The following is a 15104-nucleotide window of genomic DNA, read 5'->3' as shown; positions in this document are numbered from 1 at the left end:
GCGAGCGCGGAACGACGGGATCAACGTGCACATGATGGCAAAGCTGGAGGGAGGTGCAATATTGGCGCAGCGAGTAAATTCATAGCCAAATCGGATGGGGCCGGGGGCTTCAACAGGTTCTGTAGCGAAGCTAGCGCGGGGAAACTCGTCCCCCACACACTCATCGCCACACGATCTATCTACAGTAACGCCGCGCCTATTGTTGCGGTTCGTGGACAGGACAGCCGTTGAAATGCGCCCGGAACTTAGCAGAGTGTTCGTAAGGTTCTTTTCGCGCGCGATTGATATTTCCAAGCGGCTGATGCGCAGCCAATCCGGTCCAGACACTAAAGCGCATTTCTTCGTCCACCCGCTTGACCTGCTCTTCGCTCCAACTGTCCTGTGGAGCCGCCGTTATGGTCGCAACAGTTACGAAGGGAGCCTCCGCTTGGTCCCACTCGACCGTTGGATCTTCGATGGGTTGAGCCTTCATGTCACGACAGAGCTGAACCTGGAATTCCCATTGTCCTGAAATCGTCTTCATTTCGGCCTGCACAGTGTCGCGAATAGCGTCTTCGCCGGTGCTGGTATCGATCTCTCTACCGCTGAGCTCGATTAGATCGTGAGAAATGGGCTTGAGACTGAATTTCGCGACGTGGTCGCCATATCGGAAAGGCGTCACGCTGAAATAGGTTTCTCCCAGCGGATCAACATTCGGAGCGCCACCCATCGATTGAACCGTGGAGCTGGACAGTCCCACGGCCTCCATCGCGCTGTTGACCACCTGAAGCACACTCGACATCGCCTTTTTCGTACCTTCCATTTTGTCGGTGGTCTTAGCAAGCATTTTCAGACTGCCGAGAAATTTGTCAGCGGTTTTGGCTTGAAACACGGGGCCGTTGACCATGACAAAATCCTGGCTGCGGCCTGCCGCATCGGGGAGGCGTTCGCCATCCACGCCCACGACTTTTATGGCCATGCCACGGGGCAGAGAAATCGCATCGGGGAGAATATCGCCAGCGTTCGTCGATATACGCATGAACACGGTGTAACTGCCGGGTCTAGCAAATAAGCCTTGGGCAAGTTCAGGTGGGAGATCGTCTTTGACGTCAAGCGTGCCCTGAAGAATGCCATGGGACTTGGCATGCACCGACCTCACAGCATGACCGTAATCGCTGGCGGTCTTTTGAAGGATCGTGTCGAAGGTTTCATTGAGACCTTGGATCGTTTCCTGTTCATCAGGCTTGATCTCTTCAAGATCGGGAGAAAAGCGAACTGGCTGCGATATCGGCATGTGGGGCTCCTCTGATTTCCCAGAAAACCCTGCGAGTTTGAGTTTGTTCCAAAACTGAAGGGGTGGGTCCGCCGTCATCGCCCACCCCGGCTACATAGAATGTCAAAGCTGGTTAGAGCTGCGACGCCGCTGGCCCATTAGAAATGCGACACTGGCGATACCGATCAGCCCCCGACCGGACCGGCTGGCCCGGGTTGCAAGGGTAGGGAGGGGGCGGATGATAGAACTCCCTCCTCGGCTTTAGCTTCCTCAGTAGCAATTATCTCATAGCCAGTTGATAATCGTTTTGCACCTGCATCGGGCGGGTAGGGATCAAAGCGGCATGATGCTTCCGGAAATCAAGTTGCACGGCAACGTCGACGTGGCCGCGCTTTCACCACTTCTTCGCGGTATGCTTTTGTCCGTCGCCTATGCTGACGGCGAAAGTGGCATAGGATTGACAGCGACCGGCGCCATAAACCGCAAGTTCGTGCATTGGGCCGCCGTGCACTTCCTCTGGCCAGGGTTTACGGCCGAAGACCTATACAGCATGAACAAAGTCCTGAACGAAAGCGACATGCCGCCGCTCTGGGTCGTGCGCGACATGACCCGTCATCTAAAATTCCTTCGCCGGAAAAAGAATGTGCTGCTGCCAACCAAACGCGGCCGGGAGTTTCTGCTGGACCCGAACGCCTTCTTTGATCTGATTGCCACGGATTATCTCTATTCCTATGTCCACGACACCGAACGGGAAGAGGAGGTCCGAGCACGGTTACGCTGGTGGCGCATGTTCCTCAATCTTCTCAATATCAAGGCCAGAGAAGGGTGCACGCCATTGCAGGTTGTGAAGATCCTCAAGCCAGACTTCGCGCCCCTGTCTGAGACCGAAATGACCCTGGAAGCCTGGGAACTGAAATCCGATCTTCAGTATGGTGTCTTTCGACGCTTGTGCTGGCTGGGCCTGCTCTACGAGGCACGAGAGGGGCTCACGTTCCTCCAGGACGGATCCTTCCACAAGACGCCACTTTGGCCAGCGTGCCTGCAACTGGAGTCGGATACGCAGAGCGACATCGGCGTCCATTGAGATCGTTATTCTGCCGCTGGCTGCCTCATCAACGCCTTCTCTCGCTTCGCAATCACCTTCGGATCATTCATGAAATCCGCCCGGGGGCCCGGTTTGCGGCCACGCTTCTGGTAGCCGTTGCCGGTGCTGCCGTCGCGAATGCCGAACATATGATCCTTCTGTCCAGTGCGTCGGGGGCCACTCTTGCTGCGTTGCTGTTCTCTGCCTGCCTGCAACTCGGCGACGATCGACAGCATATCGTCCAGCCGCTTGTTGTCGACGACCTCCGAACGATGCACCGAGCGTAACGTATCGAAGGTCCTGTAGGGTAGGGCAAAGCTCTCGTGCATGATCTCAAGCCGGCCGTCCGGATAATCGCAGACAATCACCTTCTGCCCTGCCAATGGCTTGGAAATCTCGGTCGGATCGAGAATGAACAGCACCTTGTCGTAACGCAGCGTAAGGGATTGCGACAGGGTGCGGACTTCCTTGCGGCACATGGCGCCATCGAGGTTCTCATGCGAGGCCAAAGGTCGGTGCATGTCCTTCGTATTGCGTGGTTGCTTGCCGAAACGCGTGTTGAAATCCTCCATGAACTCAGGCGCATAGGCATTGGCAGCTTCAATTGTATCGATGCCGCGAAGCCGCATTTCTTTCACCAACCGATCCTGCAGCGTCTGATTGGCACGCTCCACCCGGCCTTTGGCCTGCGGGGTGTTGGCACAAATGATGTCGATGTTTAGCTCATAAAGCGCCCGGCCGAATTGTGTCAGGCCGCTCGTCCGGTCCTTCTCCGACGCATGGGTCGAACGAAAAACGCCGTGCTTGTCGCTGTAGAAGGCCAGCGGTTTGCCCCATTGCTGCAGATAGGCCTTCGTCGCATGTAGATAGTCGAACGTATTCTCCGATCCTGCAAACCGTAGATGCAGCAGCTTGCCGGTCGCGTCATCGATATAGACGAGCAGGGCGCATTTGGGCCCACGGTTCTCGAACCACCAGTGATGCGAGCCATCGATCTGCACCAGTTCGCCAAAGCAATCACGTCGGCCGCGTGGCTGGAAAACCCGTTTCTTGCGTTCTTTGCGTGAGACCCAGATACCAGCCTCGGTCATCCATTGTCGCAGCGTCTCCTTGGCGACCGAGATCCGGTGCAGCTCGATCAGCTTCTCACGTGCCAGCGTCGGACCGAAATCCAAATATCGTTCACGAATCAGATCCAGCGCCGCATTACGAAACTCCTCGCTGTGGCGCCGGTTGCTAGGACGCGATCGCTTCTTCGAAACGAGCCCGGCTGGGCCATCCCGGTCATAGGCCTGCAGCAGCCGATGCACCTGGCTTCGACTGAGGTCGAGCCGTTCGGCCGCCTGCACAACGCTCAGGCGTTCGTCACGGATCTTCTGGATAAGTTCAAGGCGATGCAACTCTTTCTGCGACATGGTGATCAAACAGGACATGACGACTCCGACCGCTCATGGTCTCGACCAGGTTGAATGTCGTCATCCTTGCTCCCAACGTTGGATTTGACCAGTGTGTTACACGCACCCACACCTTGCCTAAGGTCTTCTGAAATCATTGCAGAAAATCGTGCCGATCACACGGCGTTTTGCCTAAGTGCACTGACATCTTGCCAGAATTGCATACCAGCGGATCGTTTCAGCCCAGAAAATTCGATCTGCGGCCTACGATTAACTGTCGAGATCAAACCAACATCTGAGCGGTGCAGGTAATTGGACTTTGCTTGATAGTGATCAGCCGGATGGGCAAGACTTTGGGTCGCCACGACACAGGAGGAAGCCTCCTCAAAGCGACAGCTTTCTTGGTGTGGATAAAACTGACTTTCTTTTGCGGTGTTTTTCACAGAGCAATCCCAAATGAACGCTCCAAAGGCTTCCTGATCGGCTATCTTTGCTTGCCCCCTCGGGGAGTATCCGCGCTAGATTGCAATGTACCCATACCGATATCTGTAGCTCTCGTATCCGCCGGGACTAACCGGTTAGAACAGGGGACAGTCTCTTTCCGAGTGGAGCACGCGATTTTCGGAGAGAGGTCGTTTATTTGGTTAAGAAGAATTGGGGTAATAATGGCTTCCTCCTATTGAGCAACGGTGACTTCGGACGTCGTTGACCATCGCCTGGATGAAGGCAGCGCGATCCCGGGTTAAGCTCGGCTTTGACATGCCATCAGGCACCATTTTTCAGCGGTTGACCTTGTCTTCAGGAAGCAACAGGATAATTGAGACACGAATCGAAAATCTGGGCTTACCGCAGGATCGCTCTCGGAAGCGTGCGGACAGGTCCGACATGCGAATACGTCGTGATTAACGTTTCAGTAGCAAGAAACTGTAACCCCTGCCTCAGGGTGGTCAGTTCACCCGGGTACTGATCTAATGAAGGTGTCAGTATTCTGCTTATCTGCCCGAGGTGTGGTAATTGAGCGTTGCCGCTTGCTCTGAAGGGAGAGATAATTTGAAACTCTATAATAACTCACGGGTTCTCCTATGATAACTAAGCAGGCTCAAGAAAGGACCACCGAGCAGATGCCAAGCAATCAGACGGCGCGGAAAAGAGAGGACAGGGCTCTCGACACAGGACCGGCGCGCGCTGCCCTGCAGGCACTCGCCGCGGAGGCTCGATCCAAGCAGGTCCTCGGATTTGCGGAGCGCCTCGAGAAAGCATCCGGAGGTGCGCCAATGCCGCAGGCGAAAGCCCGTGCCCGAAATGCAATCCCCGCTGACGTCGAAGGTTCTCTCGTCGAACTGACCCCCCGTAGACACCTTACTGATCTGGTATTGCCGCATGAGACCGGCGACGAGATTCGCGACTTCGTGGCGGAGTACTTGGATCTTGCTCTTCTCCGTTCCTATGGTCTGGAGCCTCGCCATAAGGTTCTGCTGGTCGGACCTCCAGGTACAGGCAAGACGAGCCTCGCAGAGGTTCTGGCCTCCGAGCTGAAACTTCCGTTTCTCGTCGTACGATATGACGGATTAATTGCGAGCTATCTCGGTGAGACGGCGACACGGCTGCGCAAACTGACGGACTTCGTATCGCAAAAGCCCTGTCTCGTCTTCTTCGACGAGTTTGACACGGTAGGCAAGGAGCGCGGCGACACGCAGGAAACGGGCGAGATAAAGAGAGTGGTGAGTTCGCTTCTTTTGCAGATGGACTCTATCCCGAGCCATTGCGTGGTCGTCTGTGCCACCAATCATCCTGAACTGCTCGATCGCGCCGTGTGGCGCCGCTTCGAACTGCGTTTGGACGTGCCACTGCCTGGCAGGTCGGAAATAGCGGAATGGTTCCGCCGGCTGGGCAAAGATTTCGGTGACAATTTCAACGTGAGCGAGAATCTCTTCATTGAGTCGTTGCTCGGAATGAACTTTTCCGATATCGAAGCTTTCACCTTGGATATCCGACGTAAGGTTGTGTTGTCTCGAGGAAAGGTTTCGCCGGAAGAAGCGACTAACGTAGCGCTGGCTAAGCTTGAGAAGCATAAATCGCACGTAAGGAGTGTGACCGATCGCCAACCGCCCGATAGTAAGACTCCATCGTCTCCAAGGACTTCAAAAAAGAATAAAGGGCAAGCGAAAGTTCATCCCGCCAAGGGCACTCTCCTCTGAGAGCCAAGCTCGGCGGTTGGCGCCCGGCATAGATATGCTGAGGCAGTCAATCGCTGCAGGCAGCAATAGCAATCCGGCTTTTGCGTCACCAGACCGAGCGCTCGTCTTCGAAGTCATCGGGCCTATCGAGAAATTCGTGGACGCCGTTCAACAGATTGGCTTCGAATGGCTCACCGAAGACTACGCGAATGCCGAACTCGAGAACGCGACCTCCTCGGATGAAGGCGACGAGGATGATGTCGTCTCGTCATTGATGTACATTACGATGCCGACCATCGTTGGCGTCGAGCGGATGTTGGCCATGTGGAACAGGTTCACGGCAAAACGCGCTCCTGGCGTTGGCGAGCAGGATTGGTGGAAGGTCTTCGGTTATCTGTCAGCGGTCAGGCCTTGGAACGCAACTGACCGCATCGACCCAGCCACACAGGCGTTTATCGGAAGACAGCTTGAGCGCGATCCAGACGCTCCTGTCCGCCTGGAAGTGGATTTATGGTACAGAGGCGATCCAATCCTGCGGGCAACAGCGCGCGAAGGTCTGCAGCAGGTTCTTGACGATGTGGGCGGGACTATCCTGGACTTTGTCACGATCGACCCGATCCGCTATCAGGTGGCTCTCGTTGAGGTTCCGCCAGATAGCGCGAGTGGTGTTCAGTCGCGGTCTGGTGCGGTTGCAGAGGCCGACCAGATCATGTCGATCCGTCCGCAGTCGTTTTTCCGTTCGAATCCAAATCCGGACAGCGGCGACACTATTATTGCCGACGAAGGATTCGATGAAGAAGATCTCCGCCCCGCAGTTGCGGCAATCCTTGACGGCTACCCAATGGCTAACCATCGATTGCTCGCAGGACGGGTCGATGTGGAGGAAGTCGATATTACGGCAGCCATGGTGCCGGTAATGCGCCGATATCATGGCACGGCGATAGCTTCGCTTATCATCCACGGGGATCTTGCCGCCGGCGAGGAACCCATCGCAAGAAAACTCAAGGCGGTTCCGATCCTTGCTGCTCCACAAGATCTCTCGGACGAGCGCCTCGACACTGATTACCTCCCTATCGGCATGATCTACCGAGCGGTTTTAGCCCTGAAAGCTGGCTTAAACGGCAATCCGCCGACCGGACCCGACGTTGTCCTGATAAATCACTCGGTATGCGACTCCGAAGGATCGTTTGTCCGCAGACCAAGCGTCTGGGCGAGGCTGCTCGATTGGATGAGTACGGAGTACGGAGTGCTGTTCGTGGTGAGTTCGGGGAACATCACAAGAGAGTTCCCGACGGGCTTCGCCGACGAAGCGGCTTACGCTGCTGCCTCGCCGGTGGCCCGCCAGGCTTCAACGATGTTGGCGGTGGAGGCAACGAAAGGAATTCGCGGCCTTCTCAGTCCCGCGGAAGCAATGAATGTCCTGACCGTTGGCGCATTGCATCTTGATGACTCCGGTGTGTGCCCGCCAGGGCATGTAGACCCTTTCCCTTCGTTCGGTGTGACGAACCTGGGAAGTGCGATAGGCCCCGGTATCAACCGCTCTCTTAAACCGGATCTTGTCGAGGCCGGCGGACGGCAGCTTGCTGCGACCGAGGACACCGCCAGCGGTCATGTACTGTGGCCAAGCGATACCGGGATTTTAGGTCAAAAGACTGCTGCGCCCGATCCGATTTCAGGCAGCCTTTCGCGTACCTCGCGCTCCACAGGTACCAGCAATGCCGCGGCGCTAGTCACACGGGCGGGTATCAGGATTGTGGACGCTATCGAAGAGATGTTGGAAGAAGAGGGTCTTCAGCTCTCTTCGTTCGAAAGACGTGCGCTTGCTACGAGAGCCTTGCTTATCCACAGCTCTGCTTGGCGCGATCACGGGGACATCCTGGAACGTATCTATCCGCCCGCAACGCCGCGTCAGTGGAGGGCGCGCAGAAGCAGCATCACGAAATTTCTAGGATACGGTCGTCCGGACTTTGAGCGTGTTGTGGCCGGAGATACCAACCGTATCACTCTGCTTGCCGATGATGCCGTGTCCCACGAACAACTCCACGAATACAGGATTCCGATTCCTGCGAGCATGATAGGTTCGAGGGAGTTGAGGCGGATAGTGATGACGGTTGCCTGGGCACCACCGTTCCATCCAACCTCGATTGCCTATCGGGGCGCCGCGATCGACATCGTCGATCGAGACGGCAAGCGCGACTTCTGGCGCGGATTGAAGAAGGTCATGCAACCGCATCCGGATGATATCCGGCGTGGAACCGTAGCCCACTTCGTTCTCGAAGGAGAAAATAGTGCGGTTTTCACGGACTCGGCGGGCCTCTTCGTCGGCGTTCAGGCGAGGGCGCTGTCCCCAAACTATCGAGAAACCCCGGTCCCGTACTCGCTGGCCATAACTCTCGAAGTCGCGGCTACCGTGCGTGAAGATATCTACGCGTCGGTGAGTGCTGCAGTGAGAGCAGCGGTGCTTCCGCGCAGCCGCATACGCATTCAACAGTAGGATAGAAGATGACCGCACAGACCACGAAAATGCTTGGAAAATGTCGTCCGAACGAGATCGCGGACTACCTCGAGCTGATCGGAGATGAGCAGGCCGCAAAGCGTTTTCACTCGGATGGTGTAAAGGCGCAGCGACTTTCAGTACCTTTCATCAATGACGAATGGGGATATACCGGTGCAAAAATCGGTTTCATTCCAGCGGCGGGAAAGAAAGTAGGATGCGATATCGTCAATGCCATTGGGATGGAGGCAGACCACTCCCTAAAGGATCAGGCGCTGAAGATCAGCTTAGACGTCTTCCACGTCCAAAACTATCCAGGGACGGGTAAGCACCGTATCCTTTGCGAGTTCAGTGGCAAGAACCAGACGCAGAAGGAAGCCGAGGCAATGCGGTTCGCGCTGACCGTCGCTGCGAATGACAAGAGCTTTGCCGCCCATATCGGCCACCCGATCTTTGTCGGTGTCAACGTCGGCAAAGACGGGCTTTCGTTCGAAGGTCGTACGGTCAACGTCAGAAGCGATAATGACGACATGATGCTTGATGCCTTGGGCAATGCAACATTTCGTGACGGACTATCTCTTTTGACCACCGCACAGCCCGTCTTGAAGCCGTTTGTCAAGCTTGCTGATGGTGTTGTGACGTCAGTCCTGAATCGCAATAAGAATCGCGAAGTCTTCAAATTCGCGCTTGGGCTCGACTTCTCGAACAGCAGGACGACCGCAAAGCTGAAACTGGGATCCTATGTTGTGGTTCAGACAGACGAGACAGAATGGAAATGGGACGATTTCGTCTGGGATGCCGCGTCTGGGGCGGTGCTGCCGAGGAGTGACAAAACGAAGGCATTGAGTCTGAACTATCTAGTGTTCGGGATATCGAAGACCGGCGGCTAACTAATGCGGCAGACAAGTCTGCCGCATGTACGCTAAGCCGCGTGCAACGCTAATTTAAGGCTTCCGCGTCTAGCATCCTCCGGCTTTCCGATTTCACCTATGTCGCGAGTTGGCAAGGTCTCGCCGACGTGGATTTTGTAATCGATGTCTTCGCTCGCCGCATTGTGATTTGGCAGGCAAGTCGGACTGCCCATACGAGCTTTGTACTTGATGCCCCTGATCAGATACCACATGATGGCGATCCCTCCACCGTGGCGGGCTGATCGACCATTCGGACCGAGGCTCGGCTATGCGTCCATTCGCTACTCTGAGCAGTTGGCGGAGGCAGGCATCGAGCCGTATGTCGGAAGCGTTGGCGACGGTTACAACGACGCTCACGCACAAGCGATCTACGCTATCTACGAGGCGAAAATAATCTATCGACGGGGACTGTGGCGCAACGTCGAGACCGTGACGTTCGCGATGCTGGAATGGGTGCCGCTCATGAAAGAGTTCGGCTCTCCAACACTTGAACTCAACCTTTTCCACGTCAGCATCCTGCCGCAGGAGTGGGGTGAAAAAGTATACGTCGCTTCCGCGTAACACGTTGAACGACTGGCACTGATTTTGTTTCACTTAATCAACTCCTCCGCCTCGAACCGTTCGACTTCCCGGATGTCGTAAAACGAATAGCTAGGCTTAGCTTCATTCAGAAGCGGGGAGATACCGGCTTCAACTAGTAGCCTCCTGACATGCCGGGGCTCCAGCCACATGCGATCTGCAAGATCGCGCAGGATTCTGTGCCGCTCATGGAATAGTTCCACACTCCAGGCCATGAACTTCGCCTGGCGAATATCGCCATCGATTTCCAATGGCGATGAGATCGACAGGTATCCCGCCTCGACGAGGCTTGTCACCCTATCGGGAAGAGACGATAGTTTTCCGCCCAACTGGTTGAAATTCACCGTCCGCCCAACCAGACCGGCAGTTCTGACATTCACCTCCACTGGGTCGACATAGATCGACGTTAGTCCGGTTGCTGTATCAGTTCGCGTGACCTTTTCGAGCTCACCATTCAACAAAAGGCCGAAAATGTCGATGAGACGACATTTTGCGATTTCACGGGCAGACAGAATATCAACGTGACCCTGATCATGAGAGCCGGAAGGCTTGATAGCGCGACCCCCAGCAAGACGCGCGACAAAGCGATCGAGATCAGCGACCTTATAGAGAGGATTGCGGCGACCTGGCCGCAGCGTCAAAGGACTAATTCCGGAAAGCACGACCACCTGTTCCCAGTGCGCGGTCGGGACCGCGAGATATCTCACCGCCGCCGCAGCGTCGAGGCTTTCACGGTAAGCCTTGACAAACTCCTTCATGCGGGTTGCCTCAACCACAACGTAGCTTGCCGCCGTTCCGTGAGTTCCGGCGTCGATGATACCGGCCGCCGATGAAATCTTGGACAGAGTACTTGCGCCAATCTTAAACTCCTTCGAAGCGGAATGCAGGGAATGCCAGCGTCGAGGTGGCAAGGGTCCGAAGAGGTCATCCTCGGGACCTAGCGGCAACCGCTCCACACTAACTTCGCGGATGATCTGCCTGAAATGGTCGAAATCAACATGATTCAACTTTCGGCGGAGATCGGAATAGATCGGACCGTAGATGTTCCGGCCTTTGAGGCCGGTATTGCCCTTTAGAGCAGCATCGGCAAGCGCGCCGATGTAATTGCGGAAACCATCCTGATTACTCAAGAGGACGTCGAATCCTCGCTGCCGGATTTCGACCATGTCTTCCTCGGTGAGCTCCTGCTTCTTCACGTTAATGCCGTGGATATCCCTCGTGCCGACTGCTTCGCAGATGCCAACAACCACGTGAAGGGGATGCTGCTCGAGAAACGGTGTCGCAGTTCCGCACAGCCCGACAAGCCGCCGCCCGGTATAAAGCTCGAATTCCGTGGGCTGCCTGATTGTCTGCTTCCCGCGCCCAGCGAGCTCCGCCATCTGCCTTGAGAAGTCGCTGCCGGCTTTAAGGTCGCGACCCTCATTTGCTTCCATCAGCGCGATCCCGTGCTCAGGACAACACGTGATAAAATCCACCAGCCAGATGAGCCTGCCGTAGGGACGACATCCGACTAATCCGGTACCCGACGTACGATCCTCTTCGAGGCATAGCGGGCAATAATTGAACCTGAACCTCTTGATCCGGCTCTCTGGCATGTAATGCCCTGCAACGGCGACACCGCGTTCCTGCTTCCGCACGGCCCGGCCGATGAGAGATGACTGTTCGATTCCGGCAAGGTAAGCCGCCTTGGCGAAGCATTCGTCGTCCCAGTTTTTGAGGCCTCTTCTATCGAGACCCATGTTGCCAATGAAGATGCTCAGGCTGTCGCCATTGGCTGCCGCAACCCGCGACATGACGCTGTCCGTGTGCTCGTCGAGGTGGAATGGTACAGTGAGGGACAGGCGTGTCACTTTGGTCGCTCCCCGCCGCGCAAAGGCTTGAGGCGCGCCGCACACGGCTTGTCGTCATCATAGTCCGTAGTGGATCCAGAAGTCGATCCGCTCTCCAACTTCGCGCCCGAACCCTGGATCTGGTGCCATGTCTTGGCAGTGAAGATGTTCTCGTTCACAAGGCATCCGGTCATCGTCTTGTAGGCATTCGCAAAGCTCGGCGCTCCGACTGTGGCCGCACCTTTCATGAGTTCCTCTTCGATCGCCAGGCGGGTCAACTGGACGATCGATCCGAAACAGCCGCCGCAAGCGTGAATCAGCCTCTGAGGGAAGTCACCAGCCATGAAGTCGTCGATCTCCATTTCAGCATGCTCGGTCACGATTTTCTTCACCCAGTGGCGGACGTGTTCGTCGTTATGACCTGTGGTGAGCGGGCCAAGGTGCAGCGTCATGGAGCGCTTTCTGATCTGCTGGTCCTCTCTGAACTTTTCGAGAGGAGGGACTCCGGCGAGGATGATGCGAATCGGCCAGTCCTTCATCTGCACCATATGCTTGAGGATATCCCGCAGCTTCTGCAGTTCAGCTCCGTTGGTCGAATTGACGCTGTGCTGAGCCTCGTCGATGAACACGAGAAGCACCTTGCGCTGCTTGAGGCGCTTGCGGAATTCTGTCCAGGCGACCTTTTCACGCGTCTTTGGATCCATCGGATAACCGAGGGCCTCGAGACCGTCGAGCGCTACGTTCACAAGGTATGCGGGGGACGCGCATTCCATTCTGAGGACCGGCATGGTCATGTTCCCATTGCTGTCGGGGTACGGGTCGAACCCCGCGTCGTTGTCGAGAGCATTCTCGATCATGGCGGTCTTTCCTGAATGCGACTCTCCCGTTACAATCAGGATGCGGTGCTGCTTGGTGTCGCCCGAAAAATGGGCGACGAGGCTACGTTTCATCTTGCGGAATCGGCTGTTGAAGGCACGGTCACGATGTGTCTCGACATGCTTGGCGGAAATCTCCGCGATACGGTCGGCGACGTCGAGTTCGGACTGGGGCATAGATGCGCGAACACGCGACAACGCCTCGATCAGCTCCGGGTTCATGTTATTTCTGGCCATTTTCTCTTTCCTTTTTAGTCGATGATACCGAATTCGTCGTCTTCGGACGGCGCGCGGCGGGCGGTCTTGCGAGCCTCTGCGGCACGTAGCTCGGCAATTTCCTCAGCGCTGCGCTGCGCCTTGACCTCGTCGGCAAGAACCGCCTTGGGAGCCGATGAACCAAAGATACCCGCGAGTTCCGGGCGGAGCGATGCCTGGGCACGGACCTTCCCGGCCAGTTCGCTACCCGTGTCGGTCGCGCGGATGAAGCGGGCCATGCGCGCGTCCTCGTATTCGTACTCGTCAAACTTGAGGGGCGGTGCATCCAGCTCCAACTGGGCAATGGCTACGTCGGACTGTTCCGCCGCCCACTCGAGAGCGTCGGCGATCACGTCCGCGCGAAGGTCGTAGTCCTGGCGGTCATGAAGACGCAGACGCTCCTTCGCTTTCATCCACTGCCAGTAGCTCACTCCTTTCAATCCCTTGAGGGTCGCCGGGACACGAAGAAATCCGTTCTTCCAGATGACTGAAATCTCGCTGAGATCATATCGGTCGACGCGGATATGAACCTGCATGCTGGGATCGTCACGGCGGATCTGCTGGATCTCTTCGGACTGGAACTGGATGTCTTCGAAGACGATACCCTGCTTGGTAATCGAGCGGATCGCATGGGTGCCGTAGATGTTGCGGCGCAAGGAACCAGTCGGCGGCGGAGATAACTTGCGACCTCGGGTCAGTTCGAGCCAAGCCTGTCGCGGTGTCGCACCCCACAATCCCGAATGCGGGATGTTGTGATATACATCCACGATCAGCCGGATAAAGATCAGCGCGAGCTGGTCGGTACGGATCGAGGCGTCCTGATCAGGGTCGTAATCACCCTTCTTGACGACGTTGCTGAAGGTCCGCCCGGTGAAGTCCTGAAGGCCGAGAAATGCCAGGGTGCGGAAGAAGCGCTCAATCGTGCCGCGCAGGTACGGTTCCCGAGCTGGAGGGAAGACTTCCCTGACACCGGCATCCAGAAGGGTGCCGCGAACGGCATCCGACTTGTTCCAGGAGGCGTTGTCCAAACCTATCGAGTGGAACTTGCACTTCATTTCCCATGGAGACCTGCACCCGGCTGCCTTCGCCAGGAAAGTCTTGTCGCGGGTGGTTAGCTCAAGGGTTGTCAGCGCGCTGTCAGTATTGGGCGCGTTGACGAATACGCGGAAGGCAACGATGCATTTAGTGGCGACATCGATCACGCCGGAAAAAAACAGACGAACTGTCTGAAGCGCGCGGCGTTCCTCGGGTAGTAGGTCGTTCCAGACACCGGTATCTTCCAAGATGGTCTTGAGTTCGACTGTCCATTCATCCGTTTCGCCGCGCTGACCCGGAATTCCCTTGTCGATACCGCCGCGTACGATCTGAAAGTAGAGGCGAGCCTTCTTTCTGCCCTCGCGTCCGGACATTTTGTAGAACTCTGGGAGTTTGTTGATCTTCTTGCGGAAGCTCGTCTCCCCGATGGGACGAAGCTTTGGCAGACCCTCAAGAACGCGGGAGCGGTTCAGGCGGATGAAGGTTGCGACCATGCGGCGGTGAAGGTGGGGGACCGTGGGTTTGGTACGGCTCGCATATTTGAGTGCAAAGCGCGTGTGGAGGTTTCGCTCCTCGTCCGTGAAGGGCGACGTGTGGTCTCCATGGCGATGGTCTATCAGGCCGCTGATGTCATAGTCGGCAGCCTTGTACTGCGCGATCCAGTGATTGAGCGTACGCAAGGGCGGCGCAGCGCCAAGCAGCAGGCTCTGACCTTTGCTGTTCTTCGAGTTCGTTTCCTGAAGCTTGCCACCATCACGCTTCATCGCCGCGGCGATGGACTTCTGGTAGTCGCGCAGGATGCGAAAGGGAAGATCTTCAGCGTCCGCCAGCTTGCCGTACTTGCGCTCCGACTTGGCGCGCATGGCGAGCTGAACCCACTTGAGCTTGCGGATCGCCTCATTAAGCTTGTGATCCTGCATTGCCAGGACGCTGTCATGGCCGACAAGGGCACGGCGCTCGACGGCGCGCGCGTAATAATATCCCTCGATGACGACCATGTCACCGATTTCGATCATCGCCTCGACTGTGGTGCAATCGATCTTTCGTGCGCGGCCGTTTCCTTCGGCCATGATAAAGATGCGCTCATCGGCAACATCTTTATCCCACATGTACTCAACGCCATTGATGATGATCTTGTCGAATTCCGTAAGACGGGAGGTGGTCTTGATAGGCAGCAGGCTGGAGCCGGTGGCCGGAGTCATGAGATCGAGCATATTTG

10 protein-coding genes and 1 pseudogene are annotated in these 15104 nt (G+C 56.4%); 5 read left to right on the top strand and 6 right to left on the bottom strand.

The window, feature by feature from the left end:
- Nucleotides 1-196 precede the first annotated feature (196 nt).
- Nucleotides 197-1273 (bottom strand): catalase family protein, encoded by a 1077-nt coding sequence (locus tag HRR99_RS07395; protein WP_233123318.1) that lies wholly within the window; start codon nucleotides 1271-1273, stop codon nucleotides 197-199.
- Between the two features lie 325 nt (nucleotides 1274-1598).
- Here HRR99_RS07395 and HRR99_RS07390 point away from each other — a divergent pair, with 325 nt between their 5' ends.
- Nucleotides 1599-2336 carry a hypothetical protein gene (locus HRR99_RS07390; protein ID WP_233123450.1) on the top strand — a complete coding sequence of 246 codons (738 nt, stop codon included), beginning with the start codon at nucleotides 1599-1601 and terminating at the stop codon, nucleotides 2334-2336.
- A 5-nt stretch (nucleotides 2337-2341) separates the two neighbouring features.
- Here HRR99_RS07390 and HRR99_RS07385 read toward each other — a convergent pair whose 3' ends face one another.
- Both HRR99_RS07385 and HRR99_RS07380 read right to left on the bottom strand, forming a co-directional pair.
- Nucleotides 2342-3769, bottom strand: coding sequence for an ISNCY family transposase (locus HRR99_RS07385; RefSeq protein ID WP_233123317.1), 1428 nt, complete (start codon nucleotides 3767-3769; stop codon nucleotides 2342-2344).
- Between the two features lie 137 nt (nucleotides 3770-3906).
- Nucleotides 3907-4173: a hypothetical protein gene (locus HRR99_RS07380; protein ID WP_233123316.1), complete on the bottom strand. Its 267-nt coding sequence runs from the start codon at nucleotides 4171-4173 to the stop codon at nucleotides 3907-3909.
- Nucleotides 4174-4812: 639 nt separating this feature from the next.
- Between HRR99_RS07380 and HRR99_RS07375 the strand changes: the two genes are divergently transcribed.
- The 4 genes and pseudogenes from HRR99_RS07375 to HRR99_RS07360 all read left to right on the top strand — a co-directional run.
- Complete coding sequence (locus HRR99_RS07375) at nucleotides 4813-5928, top strand: AAA family ATPase (RefSeq protein WP_233123315.1); 1116 nt, start codon at nucleotides 4813-4815, stop codon at nucleotides 5926-5928.
- 136 nt (nucleotides 5929-6064) lie between these two features.
- Nucleotides 6065-8401 (top strand): S8 family serine peptidase, encoded by a 2337-nt coding sequence (locus HRR99_RS07370; RefSeq protein ID WP_233123314.1) that lies wholly within the window; start codon nucleotides 6065-6067, stop codon nucleotides 8399-8401.
- Nucleotides 8402-8409: 8 nt separating this feature from the next.
- Nucleotides 8410-9291 carry a hypothetical protein gene (locus HRR99_RS07365; RefSeq protein WP_233123313.1) on the top strand — a complete coding sequence of 294 codons (882 nt, stop codon included), beginning with the start codon at nucleotides 8410-8412 and terminating at the stop codon, nucleotides 9289-9291.
- A pseudogene (locus tag HRR99_RS07360) lies at nucleotides 9291-9768 on the top strand (DDE-type integrase/transposase/recombinase); the annotation flags it as partial. The gene HRR99_RS07365 and the pseudogene HRR99_RS07360, both read left to right, overlap by 1 nt.
- Nucleotides 9769-9902: 134 nt before the next feature.
- Here HRR99_RS07360 and HRR99_RS07355 read toward each other — a convergent pair.
- Genes HRR99_RS07355 through HRR99_RS07345 form a run of 3 tightly spaced genes read right to left on the bottom strand, consistent with a single transcriptional unit; the run spans nucleotide 9903 to nucleotide 15099 of the window.
- Nucleotides 9903-11741: a TniQ family protein gene (locus tag HRR99_RS07355; protein WP_233123312.1), complete on the bottom strand. Its 1839-nt coding sequence runs from the start codon at nucleotides 11739-11741 to the stop codon at nucleotides 9903-9905.
- Nucleotides 11738-12832 carry an ATP-binding protein gene (locus tag HRR99_RS07350; protein ID WP_233123311.1) on the bottom strand — a complete coding sequence of 365 codons (1095 nt, stop codon included), beginning with the start codon at nucleotides 12830-12832 and terminating at the stop codon, nucleotides 11738-11740. The genes HRR99_RS07355 and HRR99_RS07350 overlap by 4 nt, the downstream gene beginning before the upstream one ends.
- A 14-nt stretch (nucleotides 12833-12846) precedes the next feature.
- On the bottom strand, nucleotides 12847-15099 hold the full coding sequence (locus HRR99_RS07345) for a Mu transposase C-terminal domain-containing protein (RefSeq protein WP_233123310.1): 2253 nt from the start codon (nucleotides 15097-15099) through the stop codon (nucleotides 12847-12849).
- Nucleotides 15100-15104 lie beyond the last annotated feature (5 nt).

Source organism: Agrobacterium vaccinii (genome assembly GCF_021310995.1).
GTDB lineage: Bacteria > Pseudomonadota > Alphaproteobacteria > Rhizobiales > Rhizobiaceae > Agrobacterium > Agrobacterium vaccinii.
This window is presented reverse-complemented; position numbering and strand designations above follow the sequence as displayed.

Coding starts and splice junctions, on each gene's coding strand:
- HRR99_RS07395 (WP_233123318.1), bottom strand. CDS start 1,273: ATGCCGATATCGCAGCCAGTTCGCTTTTCTCCCGATCTTGAAGAGATC.
- HRR99_RS07390 (WP_233123450.1), top strand. CDS start 1,599: ATGCTTCCGGAAATCAAGTTGCACGGCAACGTCGACGTGGCCGCGCTT.
- HRR99_RS07385 (WP_233123317.1), bottom strand. CDS start 3,769: ATGTCCTGTTTGATCACCATGTCGCAGAAAGAGTTGCATCGCCTTGAA.
- HRR99_RS07375 (WP_233123315.1), top strand. CDS start 4,813: ATGATAACTAAGCAGGCTCAAGAAAGGACCACCGAGCAGATGCCAAGC.
- HRR99_RS07365 (WP_233123313.1), top strand. CDS start 8,410: ATGACCGCACAGACCACGAAAATGCTTGGAAAATGTCGTCCGAACGAG.
- HRR99_RS07350 (WP_233123311.1), bottom strand. CDS start 12,832: ATGGCCAGAAATAACATGAACCCGGAGCTGATCGAGGCGTTGTCGCGT.
- HRR99_RS07345 (WP_233123310.1), bottom strand. CDS start 15,099: ATGCTCGATCTCATGACTCCGGCCACCGGCTCCAGCCTGCTGCCTATC.